Below are 19,182 nucleotides of genomic sequence, written 5' to 3'. Positions count from 1 at the left end.
GCCCGGGCGACCCGCCGCGCTCAGTCCCGGCCGCTGCCGCCGCCTCCGGGCAGCAGGTAGTGGTGCGGCGCCATCGCGGTGTCGTGGCCGGGCAGCGCGGCCATCACCGCCGCGTGCGCCTCCCGCGGTGTGAGCGGCTCGCCCGTGGTCCCGATCCTGGCCGTCAGCACCCCGTCCGCGCAGGTCACGTCGGCGTCCACGACGGGAAGGGCGGTGCGCAGCAGGTCCGCGACGGCGTCCAGGTCGACCCAGTTGCTGCCGATCTGCTGCCAGCGGCCCTTCTCGCGGCGGCCGACGGGCAGGCCGCTGAGCGCGCCGATCTCGCCGTCGGCGCCGAGCCGGACGTTGCGCTGCCCGGCCAGGTCGAGCAGGCGCAGCAGCGCGTGCCCGAACTGCTCGGTCTCCTCGCGGTCGAGGACGTCGGGGTGGGTGTGCAGGGTGAATTCGAGGCAGCCGGCGGTCCGCCAGACGTTGAGCATCAGCCGGGTCGGGGTGGGCTCGGCGGGGTACCAGGTGAGGTCGGGGTCGGCGGGGGGTTCGGGGCGCCGGGCGGCGACCTCGGCGGGAACGGTGCCGCTGAGGTCGTTGACCACCACGTGTCGGGCGAACCGGGCGCCGCGCCGGACGGCGACGTCCTCGATCAGCTGCCAGATCCGTTCGGCGTCGAAGGTGGCGTGCCAGTAGCCGGACAGCGCCTGGGCCTGGGTGCGGCCGATCAGGGTGTCCAGGTCGGGGCAGTCGGTGTCGACGGCCAGCAGCGCGTCCTGCGCCAGGGTGCCGATGTGCTCGGCCAGGCCGGGGCGGTGGCGGTTGGCGGACAGCGCGGCCATCACCACGGTGCTGCGGGCCGCCCGGTGCGCCGCCAGGGTGGCGTAGCAGGCCAGCAGCACGGCCGAGGTGGAGGCGCCGGTGCGCTCGGCGGCGCGCTCCAGGGCGGCGGCGCCGGCGGTGGAGCGGATGCCGAGGGTGGGCAGCCGGGTGTCGTTGGGGCCGATCCGGTCGTCGGCGAACACCGCGGACGGCTGCTGCGCGAGGATGTGCTCCCAGTGCCGGAGCGCGGCCCGGGTGCGGCGCAGACCGGAGTTGGACCGCTCCTGTTCGGCGACCTCGATCGGGGTGGGCGCGGTCGGCGCGGGCAGGGTGCCGCCGGCGGCCAGGGTGAGCCACTCCTGGAACAACAACCCGGTGGCCACGCCGTCGAGTTGGGCGTGGCAGATGACCACGGGGAGCAGCACGGGCCGCCGGTCGCGGGTGAGCACGGCGAAGCGCAGCGGGAACTCGTCGGCCAGGTCGAAGGCCTGCCGGCGGCCGTCCCAGCAGTAGCGCTCGGCGCGTTCGGCCGGGTCCTCGCCGTCCGCGAGGGCGATCACCCGCACGGTGAACTCGCCTTCGGCGCGCAGCTGCTGGCGTTCGGGCTGGCGGTCGGCGGGGCCGGGGAAGACGGTCCGCAGGGCGGCGTGGCGTTCGGCGAGAGTGCGCAGGGCGTCCAGGCAGGCGGGGAGGTCCGCGCCGGGCGGGACGGTCCAGGTGGCCTGCTTGTTCATGTGGGAGGGTTCGTCGTGGCGCAGGCAGCGGATCATGTTGTCCTGGCCGAGGGTGAGCGGCCCGTCCGCTCCGGGCGCGTCGACCCGGTAGCGGACGGTGACGGTCTCTTCAGCTGACATCTCGTCAGTCTCCGTTCGGGTGGTGCCGGTGATGCTCGGTCCGGTGGACCGGGGTCACTCCCGTCCGGTGCCGGTGCCGGACGGGAGGACGTAGCGGTGCGGGGCCATCACGGTGTCGCGCCAGGAGAGCGCGGCGACCATCGCGGCGTGCGCCTCGGTGGGCGACAGGGCGCACCCGGTCGGCACCGTGGCGGTCAGTTCGCCGTTCTCCCAGCTCACGTCGGCGTCCTTGACGGCCAGGACGGCCCGGACCCGGTCGGCGACGGCGTCCAGGTCGACCCAGTTGGGGCCGACCTGCACCCAGCGGCCCTTCTCGCGGCGGCCGACGGGCAGGCCGCTGAGCTCGGCGAGTTCACCCTCGGGGCCGAGGGCGACGTTGCGCCGTCCGGCGAGGTCGATCAGCCGGAGCAGGGCGAGCGCGAAGCCCTCGGTCTCCTCGCGGTCGAGGACGTCGGGGTGGGCGTGCAGGCTGATCTCCAGGCAGCCGGTGGTGCGCCAGATGTTGATCATCAGCCGGGTGGGGAGCGGTTCGGTCGGGTACCAGGTCAGGTCGGGCTCGGCGGCGGGGCCGGGGCGCAGCGCGGCGATCTCCTCGGGGACGGTGCCGCTGACGTCGTTCAGCACGACGTCGCGGACGAACCGGGCGCCGCGCCGGAGGGCGGAGTCCTCCAGGATCTCCCAGAGCCGTTCGGTCTCGAAGGTGGCGTGCCAGTAGCCGGAGAGGGCCTCGGCCTGGGTGCGGCCGATCAGGGTGTCGAGGTCCGGGCAGTCGGTGTCCAGGACCAGCAGGGCGTCCTGGGCGAGGGTGCCGATGTGCTCGGCCAGGACGGAGCGGTGCCGGTTGGCGGAGAGTGCGGCCATCACCACCGTCGACCGGGCCGCCCGGTGGGCCGCGAGCGCGGCGTAACAGGCGCTCAGAACGGCGGACTTGGAGCTGGCGGTGCGCCGGACGGCCCGTTCCAGGGCCTCGGCGCCGGCCCGGCTGCGGATGGCCAGGGTGTGCAGCATGATGTCGCCGGAGCGGACCCGGTCGTCGGCGAAGACGGCGGACGGCTCCTCGTCGAGGATGCGCTTCCAGTGGCGGAGGGCGGCCCGGGCGCGCCGCCGTCCCCCGGTGGAGCGTTCCTGTTCGGCGACCTCGATCGGGGTGGGGCCGGTGGCCGGCGGCAGTTCGCCGCCGGAGGCGAGGGCCAGCCACTCCTGGAACAGCAACCCGGTGGCCACACCGTCGAGTTGGGCGTGGCAGACCACCACGCCGAGCAGCACGGGGCGGCCGTCCCGGGTGAGCAGGCCGAGGCGCAGCGGGAAGTCGGCGGCGAGGTCGAACGGGTGGCAGCGGCTGTCCCAGCAGAACGCGTCCGCTCGGGCCGAGGCGTCCTCGTCCGGGCCGAGCGGGATCACCTCGACGGTGAACTCGCCCTCCTGGAGCTGTCGCTGGACCTCCGGCAACCCGCCGTCCGGACCGCGGAAGACGGTGCGCAGGGCGGCGTGCCGCTCGGCGAGGGTCCGCAGGGCGTCCAGGCAGCGCGCCAGGTCGGCGCCCTCGGGGACGATCCAGCTCGCCTGCTTGTTCAGCGAGGAGGGCTCGTTCTTCTCCCGGGACGGCTGTTCGTTGCCCAGGCAGCGGAGCATGTTGTCCTGACCGAGGGTGACCGGCCCCTCGGTCTCGGGCGCGGCGGCCCGGTAGCGGACCGTGACGGCTCGGGTGGCCGACATGCCGTCAGGCTCCGTTCAGCGCGGTGCGGACGGGCTCCGGCCAGTCGACCGGGCGGGAGCCGTGGGTGTGCAGCAGCGCGAGCGCGATCCGGTCCAGGCCGAACGCGGTGCAGGCGGTGTTGCCGCGCTCGCCGCCGGCGGTGAACTCGAACGCCTCGCCGAAGTGGTCCTTGTGGATGTTCGCGGAGGCGATCGCCTGCGGCAGGCCCTCCGCCACCGGGACCCGCAGCTCGAACTTCAACTCCTGCGCGCGCTGGGCCGCTTGGTAGATCCGGCGGCCGCCGCCGAAGAACGGGTCGTCGGCGAGTTCGATCGACGGCTTCAGCCCGAGGGTCTCCATCCAGTCGGCGACCCGCTGCAGCCAGTGCTCGCGCCAGTTCTGGCAGTGCTCCGCGGTGCCCGCGGTGACCAGTTCGGCCATTCGGAAGGTCCGCAGCCGGCCGGCCTCGGCGGTCGCCTCCTGCCGGAAGCACTGCGCCTCGACGCTGAACCGGACGGGCTGTTCCAGGTCCCGCCCGGCGAGCGTGGCATACACGGGGTAGCAGGCGGCGGGCAGCAGCACCAGGTCGGAGATCTCCTGCTGCACGTGCCAGGGGCCGTCCTCGGCGATCAGCGGCGAGAGCCGCCGCCAGTCGGCGGCGCTGCCGGTGTAGCTGTGCACCGTGCCCAGCAGGTTCGGGAAGGACGCGGCGTACCCGGCCCGCTCGATGGTGGCCCGGGAGATCACGGGCGGTACGACCAGCCGCTCGAAGGACTCCTCGGCGGCCAGCCGCCCGATCGAGTCGCGGAGCGCACCGAGCAGCTTCTCGTACGCGGCGGGCTGCAGTTGGACGCCGGGCGCGGCAGTGGCCAGCGGGGTGGCGTCGTCGGGATGGCGGTTCATGTTCTGCCTCAGGGTCAGGGCCGGCGAACGGCGAAGGAACGGTGAGCCCCGCCCGGGCCAGCGCCCGCAGCGCGGCCCGGCGGATCGGTGCATGGCTGCGGAGCACCGGAGTCCCGCGCAGCGACGAGAACCCGCGGCGCGGCGCGGTCCGACTGCTCGCGGGCGCCGAACAGCTCGGCGGCGTCCGCCCGACCGAGCTGCTCGCCTTCTCGCGCCCGGTGCACGAGTTCGCCGTCGGCGGCTCGGCCGAACAGGTCGGGGGCGTCCGGGCGGGCGAGCAGTTCGGGGGCGTCGATCGGGTAGCGGCGCAGGTTGGGCGGGGGGAGCGGGCGGGTGCCGGTGCGGGCGAGGGCGGCGCGGTGGCCGGGCGGGGCGGGGAGGTCGCGGACGGTGCAGGGGCCGAGCGGGCCGTACAGCCGGTGCGGTCCCGGGGTGCCGGTCGGGCCGGCGGGGGTGCGCAGGCCGTCGGCGAGGCGGCCGCCGCGGGCCTTGGTGTAGGCCTCCTTGCGGGTCCAGCGCAGGGTGAACTCCTCGGCGTCGCCGGTGGTTTCGGCCTCGGGGTAGTAGCGGCGGGCGAGCCGCGCCGCGGCCTCCACGGTGGGCACGGGCTCCAGGTCGACGCCGATGGCGCCGCCGTCGGCGGGGCGGCGCTCGACGGCGAACAGCGCCCACGGCCCGGCGGTGGACAGGTTGACGCTCAACCGTCCGTCCAGCCCGTCCGGTTCGGGGCGTCCGTGCGGGCCGTGCCGCCAGCGGATCCGCTCCGGCGGCAGGCCGGCGGCGGCCGCGGTGAGCAGCCGCGCGGCGGCGTGCGCGGTGATGAAGCGGTGCCGTTGCGGTCCGGCGGGGGCGCTCCGGGCGCGGGCGCGTTCGGCGGGGTCGAGCAGCGCCAGCAGGGCGCGGGCCTGTTCGGGGCCGGTGTCGGTGGGGATCAGCCAGATCTCGGTCATGTCGGCTGCGCCTCCTGGTGCTCGGGCCGGGTCCAGCAGGCGAGGTCGAGCCGGCCGGTCTCGGGTTCGAAGTCGGCGAGGGCCAGTGGCCGGTCCGCGTGCTGCGGGTCGGTGAGGACCGCGCCGAGCGCGGCCCATCCGCCGGTGTACGGGTTGCCGGCGCGGGCGCGCAGGCTCGCCGTTCCGTCCGGCGCGTCGACCGCGGCCAGTCCCGGTCCGAGCACCAGGAGCGTGTCCTCGGGCAGCTCGCCGCACAACTTCCGCAGCGCTTGGACAATCTGAGGTTCCATCAGATCGGTTTCCTGCGCGGTGAGTTGCAGCGCCCGCCCGCCGCCGTCCGACTCCCAGAGCAGCGCGGCGGCGGAGTGCCGGTCGGGCAGCCGGGCGGGCCGGTGCGGGCGGTGGTGCAGGTCGGCCTGTTCCACTGCGATCAGCAGGGCGCGCCGGGCGCCGCCGGTGCGGGCGTAGGCGTCGGCGATCCGGAGCGCGCTGAAGGCGCCGCCCGCGCCCTCGTCGCAGAGGGCGAAGGACAGCGGCTCGCCGGGGCACGCTCCGCTGAGCTGGATGGCGACGGACTGCCCGGGCCGGACGTCGGGGCCGGCGTACACCAGCACCAGCAGGTCGACGGGGCGGGTGTCGTCGACCAGGCGGGCGACGGCGGGTTCGGCGAGGGCCAGGTAGGACTGGCCGCGGGCCCCGGCCAGCGCGTCCTCGTCGAGTTCCAGGCCGTAGGGGCGGGCCAGGTCGGCGGTGAAGGTGCGCAGGTCGGGGTCGGCGGCGAGCGGGGAGTGGCCGTCGAGGTCGAGGGCGTGGGCGGCGGTCAGGCGCAGCGCGGAGGCGGTGCGCGGCAGGGTGGTCGGGGGCAGCGGTCCGCGGACGCGCACGGTCGTCAGTCCTCGGCGATGACGTGTCCGGCGACGAAGCCCGCGAGGGTGCCGACCGAGCGCAGGTCGTCCTGGTCGATGCCTTCGACGTCGATCTGCACGTCGAGGTGGTCCTCGAGTTCCAGGATGAGTTCCAGGGTGGCGGCGGAGGTCAGCCCGACCTCGTCGAACAGGCAGGCGTTCTCGCCGACTTCGGGCAGTTCGCGCTTGAGCACCCGGGGCAGCAGCAGCAGGATGCCGTCGAGGGCGCGGCCGCGCAGCTCGGGGTCGACGGCGCTGTCCGCGGCGGTCGCGGGGTTTTCGGGCAGGGCGGAGTCGGTCATGGCGATTCCCTATCTGGCCGGCGGCCCGAACGGCGGGCCGCGTGCGGCGGTTGACTGGGTGGCGAGGTGTCGACGGGCACACCGCCGCGCCGCCGGGCCGGGTCCGCCCCCGGGAGGGGCGGTGCGCGGCTCAGTGCTGGAGCACCATGGCGGCGAAGGTCGCGCCGATTCCGGACGCGGCGACCAGGTAGCGGTCGCCGCGGCGGAGCAGGCCGCGGCCGGTGGCGGTGTGGTGGTTGAGCAGGACGTCGGCGGCGAAGCTGTGCCCCACCGCGGGGACGTTGTCCAGCACCACGCGTTCGGGCGGGTACCCGATCTGGCGGCAGATCCGTTGCCAGGAGATCTGGTTGACGTTGTGCGGCAGCAGCAGCCGGATCGACTCCCAGCTCTCGCCGGCGTCGTCCAGTGCCGCCTGCATCACGGCGACCATCAGCTCCGGGTAGCTGCGCTGGTAGCGCACCATCAGTTCCGGATCGTCGGCGAGTCGCCCGTCGAACTCGCCGTGCTGGTCGACCGCGTACGACAGCACGCGGTCGTGTTCGCCTTCGGCCCGCACCAGGCAGGCGGCCGCCCCCTCGCCGAACAGGGCGGTCTCCGGGACGATTCGGGCGTCCCGGGTGAAGGTCTTCTCGCCCGCCAGGATCAACGCCAGCGCCTCGGGGTCGGATTCTGCCGCCAGCAGCCGACCGGCCACGTCCAGGGCCAGCAGAGTGCCGGCGCAGGCGTGGTGGGTGATGGTGAAGGCACGTGCGTGCGTCAGCCCCAGACGGCCGAGCACCTCGTGCAGCGGGTTGTGCGGGTAGGGCGCCGCGATCGGCAGGCTGCGCGCGTGCAGCACGTACTTCACACGGTGTTCGTTCCCGCGCAGCGGGGCCAGGGCCGTCGCTGCGGCGGTGAGCAGATCGGTCAGGTCTCCGTCGTGGTCCACCCGGACCTGGTCGAGGCCGTGGAACCGGCGGAAAAGCCTGACCTGACGGTCCGTCAGCCCAAGGCGCTCCCCGACCAGTTCGATCGGTTCGGCGGTGGGCGGAAGGTGGACGGCGACTGCTTCCAGAGCGGTCACGCGGGCTAGTATTCCGTCGCCTCACCGGCCCGCACAAGGGATCTCCGGCGCTTCGTTCGCACCTCCCCCCTGTGGTCTGTACCAGTTCCCCCTCGTTTGCACACGACACGTGCGAATCTCTCCCTGGCGCTCCGTCAATCCCGGCCGTCGCGTGCCCGGTTGACCCGCCTCTGCCCCCGTGAAGGGACCCGCCCATGCCGTCCGACGTCTCCGACCCCCCGCTGCGCCTGCTGGTGGTGGCGCCCCCGCTGACCGGGCACCTGCTGCCGGCCCGCGCCCTGGCGCTGGCCTGGGCCGACCGCGGCCACCTGGTGTCCTGGGTCGGGCCGGAGTCGGCGCTGCGCCCGGTGCTCGGCCCGGACGCCGTGGTGCACCCGACCGGCGCCCGGGTGTTCCGCGAGCAGGCGGCGGGCGGCGCCGCCGCGGTCCGCTCGCTCTGGGACGGCTTCGTGGCGCCGCACACCCGGTTCACGCTGGGCGCGGTGCGCCGCGCCGTCGAGCAGTGGCGGCCGGACGTGGTGCTGGTCGACCAGCACAGCCCGGCCGGCGCGCTGGCCGCGCACGGCGCGGGCGTGCCCTGGGCGACCTTCGCACCGTCCTCGCTGGAGATCGGCGATCCGCTGGGCGGCGACGGCGAGTTGACGGCCTGGCGGGACGGGGTGCTGCGCGGCCTGTGGGAGCGGGCCGGGCTGCCGGCCGCCGAGTTCACCGACCCGCGGTTCTCCCCGCACCTGGTGATCGCGGCGAGCTGCGCCGCGCTGCTCGGCCTGGACGCGACGCCCGAGCACTACGCGCTGGTCGGGCCGCTGCTCGCCGCCCGGCCCGAACCCGCCTTCCCCTGGGAGCGGCTGGATCTGCGCCGGCGCCGGGTGCTGGTCACCATGGGCACCCTGTCCGCCGAGGTGGCGGGCGGCTTCCTGGACCGGACGGCCGCCGCGCTGGCCGAACTCCCGGACGTCCAGGCCGTGGTGGCGGCCCCCGGCGGGACGGCGCTGCCGCCCGGCACGATCGGCTGCGAGCGGGTCCCGGTGCTGCAACTGCTTGAGCGCGGGGCGGTGGACGCCGTACTGTGCCACGGCGGGATGAACACCGTCGGCGAATCCCTGGTCCACGGGCGGCCGCTGGTGGTCGCCCCGATCCGGCACGACCAGCCGGTCACCGCCGCGCGCCTGTCCGCACTGGGCGCGGCCGTGCCGGTGGACTTCGCCACCGCCACCTCGGACCAGCTGCGCACCGCGCTGCGGACCGCCCTGGACCTGCCCGGGCTCCGCACGGCAGCCGAGCTGCTGGGGCGTCAACTGCTGGCCGGCGGAGGTGCGGTGGCCGCCGCCGGGCACCTGGAACGGTTCGCCCGCGCAGCACGCCGACCCGACGCCCCCAGCTGGTCCAGACCATTGTCGGCGGGGCGGGTCGCGCCCTAGGGTCTGCTCCGGCATGCGGCCGGTGCGACCCGCCGCCACCTCGCCGCCGTTCCACCCCACCGACCGAGAACGACCGTCAGGAGTCCGGGTTGATCGTCACCAAGGGGCTGCGCAAGTCCTACCGGCCCCGTCGCGGCACCGCCGTCGACGCGGTGCGCGGCATCGACCTCACCGTGGAGGAGGGCGAGATCTACGGCCTGCTCGGGCCCAACGGCGCGGGCAAGACCACCACCCTGCGGATGCTCGCCACCCTGCTCGTCCCCGACGGCGGCGCCGCCAGCATCGCGGGCGCCGACCTTCGCGCCGAGCCCGGCGAGGTCCGCCGCCGGATCGGCTACGTCGCCCAGGGCGGCGGCACCACCGACCAGGCCACCGCCCGCGAGGAACTGGTCCTGCAGGCCCGGATGTACGGCATCCGCAAGGCCGACGCCGTCCAGCGCGCCGAACAGGGTCTGGCCGCCTTCGACCTCGCCGAGTTCGGCGACCGCCCCTGCAAGACCTACTCCGGCGGCCAGCGCCGCCGCCTCGACCTCGCCCTCGGCGTCGTCCACCGCCCCAAGGTGCTGTTCCTGGACGAGCCCACTGTCGGCCTCGACCCGCGCAGCCGCGCCCAGGTCTGGGCCGAGGTCCGCCGCCTGCGCGAGCAGGGCATGACGGTGCTGCTCACCACCCACTACCTGGACGAGGCCGACGCCCTGTGCGACCGGATCGGCATCGTCGACCACGGCGGCATCGTCAACGAGGGCACCCCCGAGCAGCTCAAGCAGGAGATCTCCGGCGACGCCGTCACGATCGGGCTGCCCGGGGCCGAGGACGCCGCCCGCGCGGAGCGCGCGCTCGCCGAACTCCCCTGCGTCCAGCGCCTGGAGGCGCTGTCCGACGGGGACGGCCTGCGCCTGCACGTGGACTCCGCGGCCACCGCGATCCCGCAGCTGCTGCGCACCCTGGCCGCCGCCGGCATCGAGCCCGAGCACGTCCAGCTCCAGCGCCCCAGCCTGGACGACGTGTTCCTCGCCCTCACCGGCCGCCCGCTCGTGCACAGCTGACGGCCCGCCGCCCTCCGCCCCCCGACCCGACGTCCCCCGAGGTCCCCGTGAAGCTCGCCCGCGACACCTGGCTGGTCTACCAGCGCCAACTGCTCCTGATGGCCCGATCCCCCGCCTGGATCGCCGTCGGACTGCTCCAGCCCCTGTGCTACCTGCTGCTGTTCGCCCCGCTGCTGACCTCCGCGCTGGCCGCGTCCGGCGCGCACAGCACCGCCGACGCGTACCGCGTCTACGTGCCCGGTCTGCTCTCCGCGCTCGCCGTGATGGGCGGCCTGTTCACCGGGTTCACGCTGCTCGGCGAACTCCACGCCGGCATCATCGAACGTTCCCGCGTCACGCCCGTCAGCCGGGTCGCACTGCTGCTCGGCCGGGCCCTGCGGGAGACCACCGCGCTGCTGATCCAGTCGCTCCTGATCGCCGTCCTGGCCATCCCGTTCGGCCTGACCGTCGGCTTCCTCGACCTGCTGCTCGCGATGGCCCTGCTCGCGCTGATGGCGCTGATGTCCTCGTCGGTCTCCTACGGCCTGGCGCTGCTGGTGCCCACCGACGCCGCGCTCGGCCCGGTCGTCAACACCATCGCCCAGCCCCTCGCGCTGCTCTCCGGCACCCTGCTGCCGATCGCCCTTGCCCCGGCCTGGCTGCGCACCGCCGCGTCCTGGAACCCCTGCTACTGGGCCGTGGAGGGCATGCGCGCCCTGTTCGCCGGCCATCTGGACGCCCCCGAGGTCTGGCGCGGCCTGCTGCTCACCGCCCTCATGATGGCCCTCGCGGTCGCCTGGGCCGCCCGCCTGTTCGCCCAGCGCATCCGCTGACCGCTCCTCCCGCGCACGCCCGAGCGGGGCCCGGCACTCTCGGCCGGGCCCCGCTCGGTGCTGCGCTCAGGCGCCGTCCGGCAGCCGCTCCGCCACGAACCGGGCCAGCCGCCGCACGCCCTCCACGATCTGCTCCGGCGTCAGGTAGGAGCAGGACAGCCGCAGTTGGTGCGTGCCGCCGCCGTCCGGGTGGAAGCCGTCCATCGGGGTCCACAGCACGCCGTGCTTGCGGGCGCACTCGTCCAGCGCCCGCGCGTCGGCCCGGAACGGCACGGTGACGACCGCGAAGAAGCCGCCTTCCGGCCGGTTCCAGGAGACCCCGGGAAGGTGCTGGAAGGCGAGGTCCAGCGCGGCCAGCAGGGTGTCCATGTTGCGGGCGTAGAACTGCCGGGCGGGCTCGTTCGCCTCCCGCAGGCGCAGCCCGCCGCGCAGCAGCATGCCGCCGATCACGGCCTGGCTGAGCGCCGAGGTGTTCACGGTGGTCATGCTCTTCAGCTTGGCCAGCTCGTCGGCCAGCAGGCTCCGCGCCCCGTCCGGGCCGACCACCCGCTGGTCGGCGACCAGGTAGCCGACCCGGGCGCCGGGGAAGCAGGTCTTCGCGAAGGAGCCCAGGTAGACCACGTTGCCGCGGTCGCCGTCCAGGGCCTTCAGGGTGGGCCGGGCGGCCCCGGAGCGGCCGAAGAAGCCGTACGGGTTGTCCTCGATCAGCAGCACGCCGGTCTCCTCGGCGACCTGCAGCAGCCGGCGGCGGGCCGGCTCGTCCATGCTGGCGCCGCTCGGGTTGGCGAAGTCCGGCACCACGTAGCACGCCCGGGGCCGCTGACCGGCGGCGCGCAGCTCCCGGACGGCCTGCGCCAGCGCCGCCGGGTCGAGCCCGCCGTCCGGCCCGGCCTCGGGCACCGGACGGACCGTCAGGTCGAGCAGCCGGGCCGCGCCGGTCACGCCGACGTAGCAGGGCGAGGAGACCAGCAGCACGTCGTCCGGCCCCGCGCACAGCGCGCGCAGCACCAGCAGCATGCCCTCCTGCGCGCCGACGGTGACCACCAGCGCCTCGGGGTCGACCTCGATCGCCTCGTCGGCGGCCAGCGCCCGGGCGATCAGCGGCGCGATCAGCCCCTTGGTGCGCCCGTACTGGAACACCTCCTGCCGGACCTGGTGCTCCGTAAGCCCGCGCTCCTCGCGCAGGTGGCCCAGGTACTCCGCGAGGAACACCGGGATGTCCGCCGGGTCGAAGAACTCCTCGTACGGGCGACCGGGTGCGAAGGAGATCGCCTCGGGGTAGCGACCGGTGACCTCGTTGAGGAAGGTCATCGCGTCCAGCAGCGGGTCCGCGAGCGAACCGTGCAGGTCCGCGAGCTGAAGCAGCCGGCTCACCGCCCGCCCTCCGCGTACGCCGCCACCAGCCGTTCGGCGGCGAACAGCTGGGCTGCCCGCCCGTCGTCCAGCAGGCCCGGCATCGCGAAGAACCCGTGCGGCATCCCGGCGTAGCGCCGCAGCTCGACGGGCACGCCGGCCCGCCGCAGCGCCTCGGCGTACTCCTCGCCCTCCGCGCACAGCGGGTCGTACTCGGCGGTGATCACGGTCGCCGCGGGCAGCCCCCGGTGGTCGGCGGCCCGCAACGGCGAGGCCAGCGGGTTCGCGGCGTCCGCCGGCTCGGCCAGGTAGTGCGACCAGTACCAGGCCACCGAGTGCCGGTTGAACAGCGCGGGGTCCTGGTCGTCGGCGGCTGTGCCCGCCGTCCGCTCGCTCCCGCCGGGCACCCGGTGGTCGGTGTTCGGGTAGACCAGCAGCTGGTGGAGGATCGCCGGGCCGCCGCGCTCGCGGGCGAGCAGGGTGAGGGCCGCGGCGAGGTTGCCGCCGGCGCTGTCGCCGCCGACCGCGAGGCGGGCGGGGTCGAGGCCGAGGCGGTCGGCGTTGTGGGCGATCCACTCCAGGGCGGCGTAGCAGTCGTGGACGGCGGCCGGGAAGCGGTGTTCGGGGGCGTGCCGGTAGCCGACGGCGAGGACGGCGGCGCCGGTGGCGTTGGCGAGCGAGCGGCAGACCGGGTCACCGGTCTCCAGCGAGCCGAGCGCCCACCCGCCGCCGTACAGGTAGAGCAGGGCGGGGCCGGGCGGGTCGCCGTCGACGACGGGTTTCGGCAGGTAGTGCCGCAGGGTGAGCGGCCCGCCGGGGCCGTCGAGCACGAACTCGCGGACGCTGTGCACGCTTTCGCCGGTGCCGGCGGCGGCGCGCAGGTCGGCGAGGTCGGCGGCGCGGGCCTCCTCCAGGGTGCGGGTGTACAGCGGCGGGGTGCCGGCGGCGGCGCGGCGGGCGCGCACCGCCTCGGCCTGGGGGTGCAGCGGCATCAGCTCGCTCCTCCGGGGGCGACGGCCTCCAGGTAGATCGACTCGTCCTTGCGGAACGCGGTGTCGAGGTCGGCGACGTCGGGGCGGGCGCCGTCCTGGAACGCGCGCCGTTCGATCGCGAACTCCGCGAACCCGGCGCGGTCGAGGACGTACCGGAGCTCGGCCTCGTCGTAGATCCACCGGTGTCCGAAATGGTAGAAGATCTGGTTCAGCATGAAGGCGCGGCGCTCCGGCATCGGCGGGCCGACCCGCATGGTGCGCAGGCGGCGGCGGTGCCGGTTGAAGAACTGTTCGCGCCGGTCGAGGTAGCCGTCGATGTAGCGGGCCAGGTCGGGGGTGGTGAGGCGGAGCAGTCCGCCGGGCCGCAGGATGCGGCGGACCTCGGCGAGCCAGGGCACGGCGACGCCCAGCGGGACGTGCTCGATCAGGTGCTCGGCGTAGACCCAGTCCACGCTCCGGTCGGCGAACGGCAGCGGCTTGCTGATGTCGAGCTGGGTGAACAGGTGGGCGCCGTCGATCCGGTAGACCGGTCCGGGGCGGGTGGCGTCCTGGTCGGTGTGCAGGCCGACCAGGTCGGTGCCGAGGCCGTGCGGGTGGCGGGTGCGGAACGCGGCGAACTCCACGCCGGTGATCCCGAGGCTCTGGAAGTCCTGGTGGGTGTACGGAAGTTCGGGGCGGACCAGGTCGATGCTGCGGCACCGGGCGAGGTCCTCGGTGAACCGGTCGGTGCGGGCGCTGAGCCCTTCCGGGTCCTCCCAGTCCCAGTCCGCGAACGGGTCCGCCGCGGCGGATCCGGGCGCGGTGGGACCGGGCCGGGCGGGGGCGGGTTCGGGTTGTGCGGTGGTCGCCACGGGATCCTCTCGTGCGTGCGTGGGGCGATACGGCAGCCCTCTTTGACGATGCTCCGTCACCCTCCCCTATATATAAGGAGAGCGACGCCGAAATCAGTGCGGCGGCCAGGGCCCCAGCGCGGTGCGGTCGAGGTCCGCCAGGGTCGGCCGGCCGGCCAGCACCATGGTGTCGAGCAGCTCCTCGCGCAGCAGGTCGAGCACGGCCCGCGCGCCCTCCGCGCCGCCGTGCGCCAGGCCCCACAGCACGGGGCGGCCGACCAGCGCGGCACGGGCGCCGAGCGCGAGCGCCTTGGCGAGGTCGGCGCCGTGCCGCAGGCCGCCGTCGACCAGCACGGGGAGCGCGGCGGGGACGGCGTCGACCACCTCGGGCAGCGCGGCCAGCGCGGGCGGGGCGCCGTCGAGCTGGCGGCCGCCGTGGTTGGAGACCACCAGCGCGTCCACGCCGTGCTCGACGGCGAGCCGGGCGTCCTCGGCGGTGAGCACGCCCTTGAGCACCAGCGGCAGCGTGGTGCGCGCACGCAGCCAGGCCAGGTCGGCCCAGGTGATGCGGGTGTCGAACTGCTGCCGCGAGTGCTCCTCGATGCCGGAGCGGCCGGGCGCAGCCCGACCGGCGGCGCTGGTCAGGGCCGGGTCCAGGTTGGCGGCGGTCAGGCCGGGCGGCAGCGCGAAGGCGTTGCGCAGGTCGCGCAGCCGGCGGCCGACCTTGGGTGCGTCGACGGTGAGCACCAGCGCCCGGTAGTCGGCCTGTTCGGCGCGCCGGACCAGCGCGGCGAGCGCCTCGCGGTCGCGCAGCCAGTACAGCTGGAGCCAGCGCGGCGCGCCGGGTGCGGCGGCGGCGATCTGCTCCAGGGTGCGGCTGGCGAAGATGCTGGCGACCAGCAGCGTACCGGTGTCGGCGGCGGCCTCGGCGGTGGCGCACTCCGCGTCGGGGTGGGCCAGCCGGTGGTAGGCCATCGGGGCGACGCCGAGCGGGGCGGCCAGCCGGGCGCCGAGCAGTTCGGTCCCGCTGTCGGGCGCGGAGACGTCCACCAGGACGCGCGGGCGCAGCACGTGCCGCTGCCAGGCGTCCAGATTGGCGCGCGCGGTCCATTCGGCGCCCGCTCCGCCTTCGAAGAAGTCCCAGATCACGGCGGGCAGCCGGGCCTTCGCCAGCGTGCCGTGCTCCGCCAGCGTGAGCGGAACCATCGCGTTCGAACCTCCTGATGATCCGTCAACTGGTGCGAAAACGTTGGACAGCGTAGGGGCCAGCCAGCCACTGGTATAGACCTTGACCCTTGATGCGGTCCCGTGCAAAGGTCGGCACCGACGGGGGATCCACACTGAAGCATCACAACTTCCGACCCATGCTTCCCATACAAGCGCGTGGAGTTGCGTTGACGCTTACCCCAACCCCGGTGCGCGGCCGCACGGTTGCCGCGGACTGGGTCGACGAGCAGTTACTCGCCGGACCGGACGGCGAACCGTGCCTGCGCTTCGGCGCTCCGGTGACCAGGGGGACGCTGCGGGCACTGGTGGCCGAGCGGCAGCGGCAGTTGGCCGCCGCCGGCCTGGGCGAGCACGGCACGGTGGCATTGCGGATGCCGCCGTCGTCGGAGTTCGTCGCCGTGCTGCTGGCCGCTTGGCGCTCCGGCGCCCAGGCGGTCCTGCTGGACCACCGGCTGACCGCCGTCGAGGTGGACCGCGCGGTGGACCGGCTGCACCCCCGGGTGCTGGTCGAACTCGCCGACGGCCGACCGCAGTTCCACCCGCTTCCGGGAGGGGCCGCGGCCGCCACCGAGCACGCCCTGGTGCAGCTCAGTTCGGGCTCGACCGGCCCGTCCAAGGTGATCGCCCGGACGGCCGCCGACCTGCAGCGCGAACTCGACTGCTACGCCCGGCTGCCGGAGTTCCCGGCCCGCGGCGAGCGGACGGTGCTGCTGTCCTCGACGGTGCACGTCCTCGGCCTGGTCGGCGGACTGCTGCACGCCCTGCACGCGGGCGTCGAACTGGTGGTGCCGCAGCGGATGACCCCCGCGGGCATCCTCACCGCGGTCGGCGAGGGCACCGCCCCGACCACCGTGATCGGGGTGCCGTTCCACGCGGAGCTGCTCGCCTCGGTGGCGGCGCCGCCGGAACTGCCGCAGCTGCGGCGGATGATCGTGGCCGGCGAGCTGGTGCGCCCGCAGCTGCCCGCGGCGTTCCGCGCGCGCTACGGCGTGCCGCTGGGCACCATGTACGGGATGACCGAAGTCGGGGTGATCGCCACCGACCTGGCCGGCCGTCACCATCCGGCGGTCGAGCCCGTGCACGGCATGGAGCTCTCGGTCGCCGACGGGGAGCTGCACATCGTCCGGGCGCAGTCGCCGTACCTCGGGCCGACCGATCCGACCCGCTGGTCGGACGGGCTGCTGCACACCCGGGACGCCGCGCTGATCGACGCCGACACCGGCCGGGTGACCGTGCTGGGCCGGCGCGACTCGCAGATTTCCATCGGCGGCCTCAAGGTCGACCTGAACGAGGTCGAACAGTCCCTCGCCGGGCTTCCCGGCGTGGTCGAGGCCGTGGTGGTGTTCGCCGACGGGGCGATCGAGGCGTACGCCTCGACCACCGAAGGCACGTGCTCCCCGCCGTCCGAACCGGGCGGCGCCGCCGACAGGTTGCGCGACCTGCTCGGCGAGGAGCTGGCGGGCTACAAGCTGCCCCGCCGCCTGCACCTGTTGCCGCAGCTGCCCCGGACCGCCACCGGGAAGCTGCTGCGGGACGCCGCCGCCCTGCGCCGACAGGCCGACGCCGCCCGCTGATCCACCCGAGTCCTTCTCCCCCCGTTCCGGTGCACCGCCGCCCCGGCCGGGCCGGCCGGTCCAGACGCCGTCCGCCCGTCCGTCGGTGCGCGCTGCCCGGAAACCCGAACACCCTTGTCCCGACGCGCTGGAGAGAGTCAGTTCATGCAGGAACAGATCCGCTCGTTCGTCCTCACCACCCTGGCGTCGATGAACTACGACGTCTCGCAGGTCACTTCGGAGACCGACCTGGGCCCGGCCGGCCTCGACCTGGAGTCGCTGGCACTGGCCGACCTGGCGGTGCAGGTCGAGGAGGAGTTCGGCATCCGCTTCGAGCTGGACGACATGGAGTCCACCGCGCTGATGACCATCGACGAGTTCAGCGCCGAGGTCGCCGCCCGGGTCGCCAAGTCCGCGGTCGGCACCGCCTGATGGACGACCGCCCGCAGGACGCTCCCCCGGTCCTCGGCCGCGCCGAGGTGCTGGCGATGCTCGCCCGCTACGGCGACCGCTCCCCCGAGCAGGTCGACGAGCACCTGGGCTCGCTGGAACTGGCCTGGCTGATCGCCCAGGCCGAGCAGGCCTTCGGTGTCCAGCTCGACCTCGACGACGAGCGCCTGGACGCCATCCGGACGGTGGACGACGCGGTCGCCGCGCTCGGCGCGCAGCTCGCCGCCGCCGGGGCGGACCCGCACGCGGGGGCAGCCGCGCCATGACCTCGTCCGCTCTCCGGAACGGTCCGCCGCGGCGCGCCGTCCTGGTCGGCGGCATCGGCGTCCGCTCCGCGTTCGGCGCGGGCCTGCCCGCCCTCACCGAGGGCGTGCTGGCCGGCCGGCCCGCGTTCACGCCCGTGGACCGGTTCGCCACCGCCGGGTACCGCACCGACCGGGCCGCCACCGGCCCGGGTTCGCCGCGGCTGGCCGACCAGCTGGTGGCGGTGCTCGCCGAGGCGGGCGCGCTGTCCGGGCCGACCGACGACCCGCTCCACGACCGGGAACCGGAGGTGCTGCTCGCCCTGCACGGCGACCGGCGGGCCGGTCCGGTCGCGACGGAGGTCGGCGACCGCACCGGTCTGCGGCCCCGGGTGTACACCGGGGCGTGCGTGGCCGCCGCCACCGCGGTCGCCGACGCCGCCGCGCTGATCGCCGCGGGCCGCCGCGACCGCGTGGTGGTCGCCGCCGGCTACCTGGTCGAACCGGACACCTTCGCGGTGTTCGACGCCGGCCGGGCACTCGCCGCGGACGGCGCGGTCCGGCCGTTCAGCCTGGGCCGGCAGGGCATGCTGCTCGGCGACGCGGCGGTGGCCGTGGTGCTGGAGTCCGCGCCCGCGCTGCGCAGGCGCGGCGGCACCGCCCTGGCCCGGATCGCGGGTTGGGGCCGCAGCGGGGACGCCTTCCACGTCTGCCGACCGCACCCGGGCGGCGTCGGGCTGGCCCGGGCGGTGCGCTCCGCGCTCGGCCGGGCGGGCACCGACGCCGGGGCGATCGGCTGGGTCAACGCCAACGGCGCGGGCTCCAAGCTCGGCGACCAGGCCGAGGCCGCCGCCCTGCACGAGCTGTTCCCGGCCGGCTCCCCGCCGGTCAGCTCCACCAAGTCCGTGCACGGCCACGCCCTGGAGGCCTCCGCGCTGCTCGAACTCGCCGTCACCGTAGGCGTGTTGCGAGCAGGCTCGCTGCCGGTCAACGCCGGCTGGCAGGCCGCCGACCCGGACTGCGCGCTCGACCTGGTCCTCGACCGCCCCCGCCCGGCCGGCCCCGGCCCGGCGCTCACCGTCAACGCCGCCTTCGGCGGCGCCAACACCGCACTCCTGGTGGCCCCCGCATGACCGCCCCCTCCTCCGAACTCCCGCTCCACGCACCGCCGGTGGCGGCGCCCCGGGTGCTGGACGGCCCGCTGCGGGTGCTCGCCGAAGCGGCCTGGCCGGACCGGCCGGACGACGAACTCCCGCCGATCGCGGGCTTCGTGGAGTCCAGCTTCAGCCCGCTGGTCGCCGAGACCGCCGAACGCTGCCTGCGCCGCCGCTACGGGCCACCGCCCGCCGCCGGCGCGCCGCGCACCGCCCTGCTGCTGGCCAGCCCGACCGGGGACACCGGCACCGCGGACGCGCTCGGCCGCGCCACCGGCACCGGCCGCCGGGTGGCGCCGCTGCTGTTCTTCCAGTCCAACCCGAACGCGGTGCTCGGCCACCTCGCGGCCCGCTGGCAGCTCGACGGCCCGGTGGTCGCCCTCGGCCCCGGCTTCGAGGACCCGGACCGGCTGCACGAGCAAGCCCGGCTGCTGATCGAGGACGGCGACGCCGACCAGGTGCTCGCGATCACCGCCGTCCAGGGCCCGCCGGACCACGCCACGGCCGTCCTGCTCGCCCCCTGAGTCCGCTCCGCTCCGCACCCCTCACGTCCCCGGCCCGTCCGCGCACCGCGGCTCCACGCGCGACCCGGGCCCCACCGGCCTCCCGCACCACGACC

Annotated in this window: 19 protein-coding genes; 8 read left to right on the top strand and 11 right to left on the bottom strand. The window is 75.3% G+C overall.

What is annotated here, in order from left to right:
• Positions 1 to 20: 20 nt before the first annotated feature.
• From BX266_RS30420 to BX266_RS30395, 7 genes are all read right to left on the bottom strand, one after another.
• Positions 21 to 1,664, bottom strand: coding sequence for a condensation domain-containing protein (locus tag BX266_RS30420; RefSeq protein ID WP_099905032.1), 1,644 nt, complete (start codon positions 1,662 to 1,664; stop codon positions 21 to 23).
• A 54-nt stretch (positions 1,665 to 1,718) separates the two neighbouring features.
• Positions 1,719 to 3,380 (bottom strand): condensation domain-containing protein, encoded by a 1,662-nt coding sequence (locus tag BX266_RS30415; RefSeq protein ID WP_099905030.1) that lies wholly within the window; start codon positions 3,378 to 3,380, stop codon positions 1,719 to 1,721.
• Between the two features lie 4 nt (positions 3,381 to 3,384).
• Entirely contained in the window at positions 3,385 to 4,263 is an 879-nt protein-coding gene (locus tag BX266_RS30410) for a hypothetical protein (protein WP_099905028.1), read from the bottom strand.
• Between the two features lie 14 nt (positions 4,264 to 4,277).
• Positions 4,278 to 5,213 carry a 4'-phosphopantetheinyl transferase superfamily protein gene (locus BX266_RS30405; RefSeq protein WP_180290673.1) on the bottom strand — a complete coding sequence of 312 codons (936 nt, stop codon included), beginning with the start codon at positions 5,211 to 5,213 and terminating at the stop codon, positions 4,278 to 4,280.
• On the bottom strand, positions 5,210 to 6,097 hold the full coding sequence (locus tag BX266_RS38995; RefSeq protein WP_180290672.1) for a 2-hydroxy-acid oxidase: 888 nt from the start codon (positions 6,095 to 6,097) through the stop codon (positions 5,210 to 5,212). Before BX266_RS38995 ends, BX266_RS30405 begins: the two co-directional genes overlap by 4 nt.
• Positions 6,098 to 6,102: 5 nt before the next feature.
• Positions 6,103 to 6,420 carry an acyl carrier protein gene (locus BX266_RS30400; protein WP_099905024.1) on the bottom strand — a complete coding sequence of 106 codons (318 nt, stop codon included), beginning with the start codon at positions 6,418 to 6,420 and terminating at the stop codon, positions 6,103 to 6,105.
• 130 nt (positions 6,421 to 6,550) lie between these two features.
• Positions 6,551 to 7,483 carry a 3-oxoacyl-[acyl-carrier-protein] synthase III C-terminal domain-containing protein gene (locus tag BX266_RS30395; protein ID WP_099905022.1) on the bottom strand — a complete coding sequence of 311 codons (933 nt, stop codon included), beginning with the start codon at positions 7,481 to 7,483 and terminating at the stop codon, positions 6,551 to 6,553.
• A gap of 194 nt (positions 7,484 to 7,677) precedes the next feature.
• On the opposite strand from BX266_RS30395, the gene BX266_RS30390 reads away from it, so the two are divergent.
• From BX266_RS30390 to BX266_RS30380, 3 genes are all read left to right on the top strand, one after another.
• Positions 7,678 to 8,904 carry a glycosyltransferase gene (locus tag BX266_RS30390; protein WP_099905020.1) on the top strand — a complete coding sequence of 409 codons (1,227 nt, stop codon included), beginning with the start codon at positions 7,678 to 7,680 and terminating at the stop codon, positions 8,902 to 8,904.
• A gap of 89 nt (positions 8,905 to 8,993) precedes the next feature.
• Positions 8,994 to 9,950 (top strand): ATP-binding cassette domain-containing protein, encoded by a 957-nt coding sequence (locus BX266_RS30385; RefSeq protein WP_099905018.1) that lies wholly within the window; start codon positions 8,994 to 8,996, stop codon positions 9,948 to 9,950.
• Positions 9,951 to 9,997: 47 nt separating this feature from the next.
• Positions 9,998 to 10,762 carry an ABC transporter permease gene (locus BX266_RS30380; RefSeq protein WP_099905016.1) on the top strand — a complete coding sequence of 255 codons (765 nt, stop codon included), beginning with the start codon at positions 9,998 to 10,000 and terminating at the stop codon, positions 10,760 to 10,762.
• Positions 10,763 to 10,828: 66 nt separating this feature from the next.
• Here the strand turns inward: BX266_RS30380 and BX266_RS30375 are convergent, their stop codons facing one another.
• The 4 genes from BX266_RS30375 to BX266_RS30360 form a co-directional block, all read right to left on the bottom strand.
• A complete protein-coding gene (locus tag BX266_RS30375) occupies positions 10,829 to 12,136 on the bottom strand; it encodes a PLP-dependent aminotransferase family protein (protein WP_259464929.1) in 1,308 nt (435 codons plus the stop codon).
• Entirely contained in the window at positions 12,133 to 13,107 is a 975-nt protein-coding gene (locus tag BX266_RS30370; protein ID WP_099905014.1) for an alpha/beta hydrolase, read from the bottom strand. The genes BX266_RS30375 and BX266_RS30370 overlap by 4 nt, the downstream gene beginning before the upstream one ends.
• Complete coding sequence (locus BX266_RS30365; RefSeq protein ID WP_099905012.1) at positions 13,107 to 13,958, bottom strand: methyltransferase domain-containing protein; 852 nt, start codon at positions 13,956 to 13,958, stop codon at positions 13,107 to 13,109. The genes BX266_RS30370 and BX266_RS30365 overlap by 1 nt, the downstream gene beginning before the upstream one ends.
• Before the next feature lie 93 nt (positions 13,959 to 14,051).
• Positions 14,052 to 15,143: an alpha-hydroxy acid oxidase gene (locus tag BX266_RS30360; protein ID WP_099905010.1), complete on the bottom strand. Its 1,092-nt coding sequence runs from the start codon at positions 15,141 to 15,143 to the stop codon at positions 14,052 to 14,054.
• Between the two features lie 188 nt (positions 15,144 to 15,331).
• Here BX266_RS30360 and BX266_RS30355 point away from each other — a divergent pair, with 188 nt between their 5' ends.
• From BX266_RS30355 to BX266_RS30335, 5 genes are all read left to right on the top strand, one after another.
• A complete protein-coding gene (locus BX266_RS30355; RefSeq protein WP_218969286.1) occupies positions 15,332 to 16,738 on the top strand; it encodes a class I adenylate-forming enzyme family protein in 1,407 nt (468 codons plus the stop codon).
• 144 nt (positions 16,739 to 16,882) lie between these two features.
• A complete protein-coding gene (locus BX266_RS30350) occupies positions 16,883 to 17,149 on the top strand; it encodes an acyl carrier protein (RefSeq protein ID WP_099905005.1) in 267 nt (88 codons plus the stop codon).
• A complete protein-coding gene (locus BX266_RS30345; protein ID WP_099905003.1) occupies positions 17,149 to 17,433 on the top strand; it encodes a hypothetical protein in 285 nt (94 codons plus the stop codon). Before BX266_RS30350 ends, BX266_RS30345 begins: the two co-directional genes overlap by 1 nt.
• Complete coding sequence (locus BX266_RS30340) at positions 17,430 to 18,542, top strand: beta-ketoacyl synthase N-terminal-like domain-containing protein (RefSeq protein ID WP_099905001.1); 1,113 nt, start codon at positions 17,430 to 17,432, stop codon at positions 18,540 to 18,542. The genes BX266_RS30345 and BX266_RS30340 overlap by 4 nt, the downstream gene beginning before the upstream one ends.
• Positions 18,539 to 19,087 (top strand): hypothetical protein, encoded by a 549-nt coding sequence (locus BX266_RS30335; protein WP_218969285.1) that lies wholly within the window; start codon positions 18,539 to 18,541, stop codon positions 19,085 to 19,087. Before BX266_RS30340 ends, BX266_RS30335 begins: the two co-directional genes overlap by 4 nt.
• Positions 19,088 to 19,182: the final 95 nt, after the last annotated feature.

Origin of the sequence: Streptomyces sp. TLI_171 (assembly GCF_003610255.1) — a bacterium.
GTDB lineage: Bacteria > Actinomycetota > Actinomycetes > Streptomycetales > Streptomycetaceae > Kitasatospora.
Note: the sequence above shows the minus strand (reverse complement) of the source record. Positions and strands in the feature narration are given on the sequence as shown.

What these genes read in the sequence shown, in the direction of transcription:
- BX266_RS30390 (WP_099905020.1), top strand. Translation starts at nt 7,678, where the DNA reads ATGCCGTCCGACGTCTCCGACCCCCCGCTGCGCCTGCTGGTGGTGGCG.
- BX266_RS30360 (WP_099905010.1), bottom strand. Translation starts at nt 15,143, where the DNA reads ATGGTTCCGCTCACGCTGGCGGAGCACGGCACGCTGGCGAAGGCCCGG.
- BX266_RS30405 (WP_180290673.1), bottom strand. Translation starts at nt 5,213, where the DNA reads ATGACCGAGATCTGGCTGATCCCCACCGACACCGGCCCCGAACAGGCC.
- BX266_RS30345 (WP_099905003.1), top strand. Translation starts at nt 17,149, where the DNA reads ATGGACGACCGCCCGCAGGACGCTCCCCCGGTCCTCGGCCGCGCCGAG.
- BX266_RS30335 (WP_218969285.1), top strand. Translation starts at nt 18,539, where the DNA reads ATGACCGCCCCCTCCTCCGAACTCCCGCTCCACGCACCGCCGGTGGCG.
- BX266_RS30420 (WP_099905032.1), bottom strand. Translation starts at nt 1,664, where the DNA reads ATGTCAGCTGAAGAGACCGTCACCGTCCGCTACCGGGTCGACGCGCCC.
- BX266_RS30410 (WP_099905028.1), bottom strand. Translation starts at nt 4,263, where the DNA reads ATGAACCGCCATCCCGACGACGCCACCCCGCTGGCCACTGCCGCGCCC.
- BX266_RS30340 (WP_099905001.1), top strand. Translation starts at nt 17,430, where the DNA reads ATGACCTCGTCCGCTCTCCGGAACGGTCCGCCGCGGCGCGCCGTCCTG.
- BX266_RS30370 (WP_099905014.1), bottom strand. Translation starts at nt 13,107, where the DNA reads ATGCCGCTGCACCCCCAGGCCGAGGCGGTGCGCGCCCGCCGCGCCGCC.
- BX266_RS30400 (WP_099905024.1), bottom strand. Translation starts at nt 6,420, where the DNA reads ATGACCGACTCCGCCCTGCCCGAAAACCCCGCGACCGCCGCGGACAGC.
- BX266_RS30350 (WP_099905005.1), top strand. Translation starts at nt 16,883, where the DNA reads ATGCAGGAACAGATCCGCTCGTTCGTCCTCACCACCCTGGCGTCGATG.
- BX266_RS30415 (WP_099905030.1), bottom strand. Translation starts at nt 3,380, where the DNA reads ATGTCGGCCACCCGAGCCGTCACGGTCCGCTACCGGGCCGCCGCGCCC.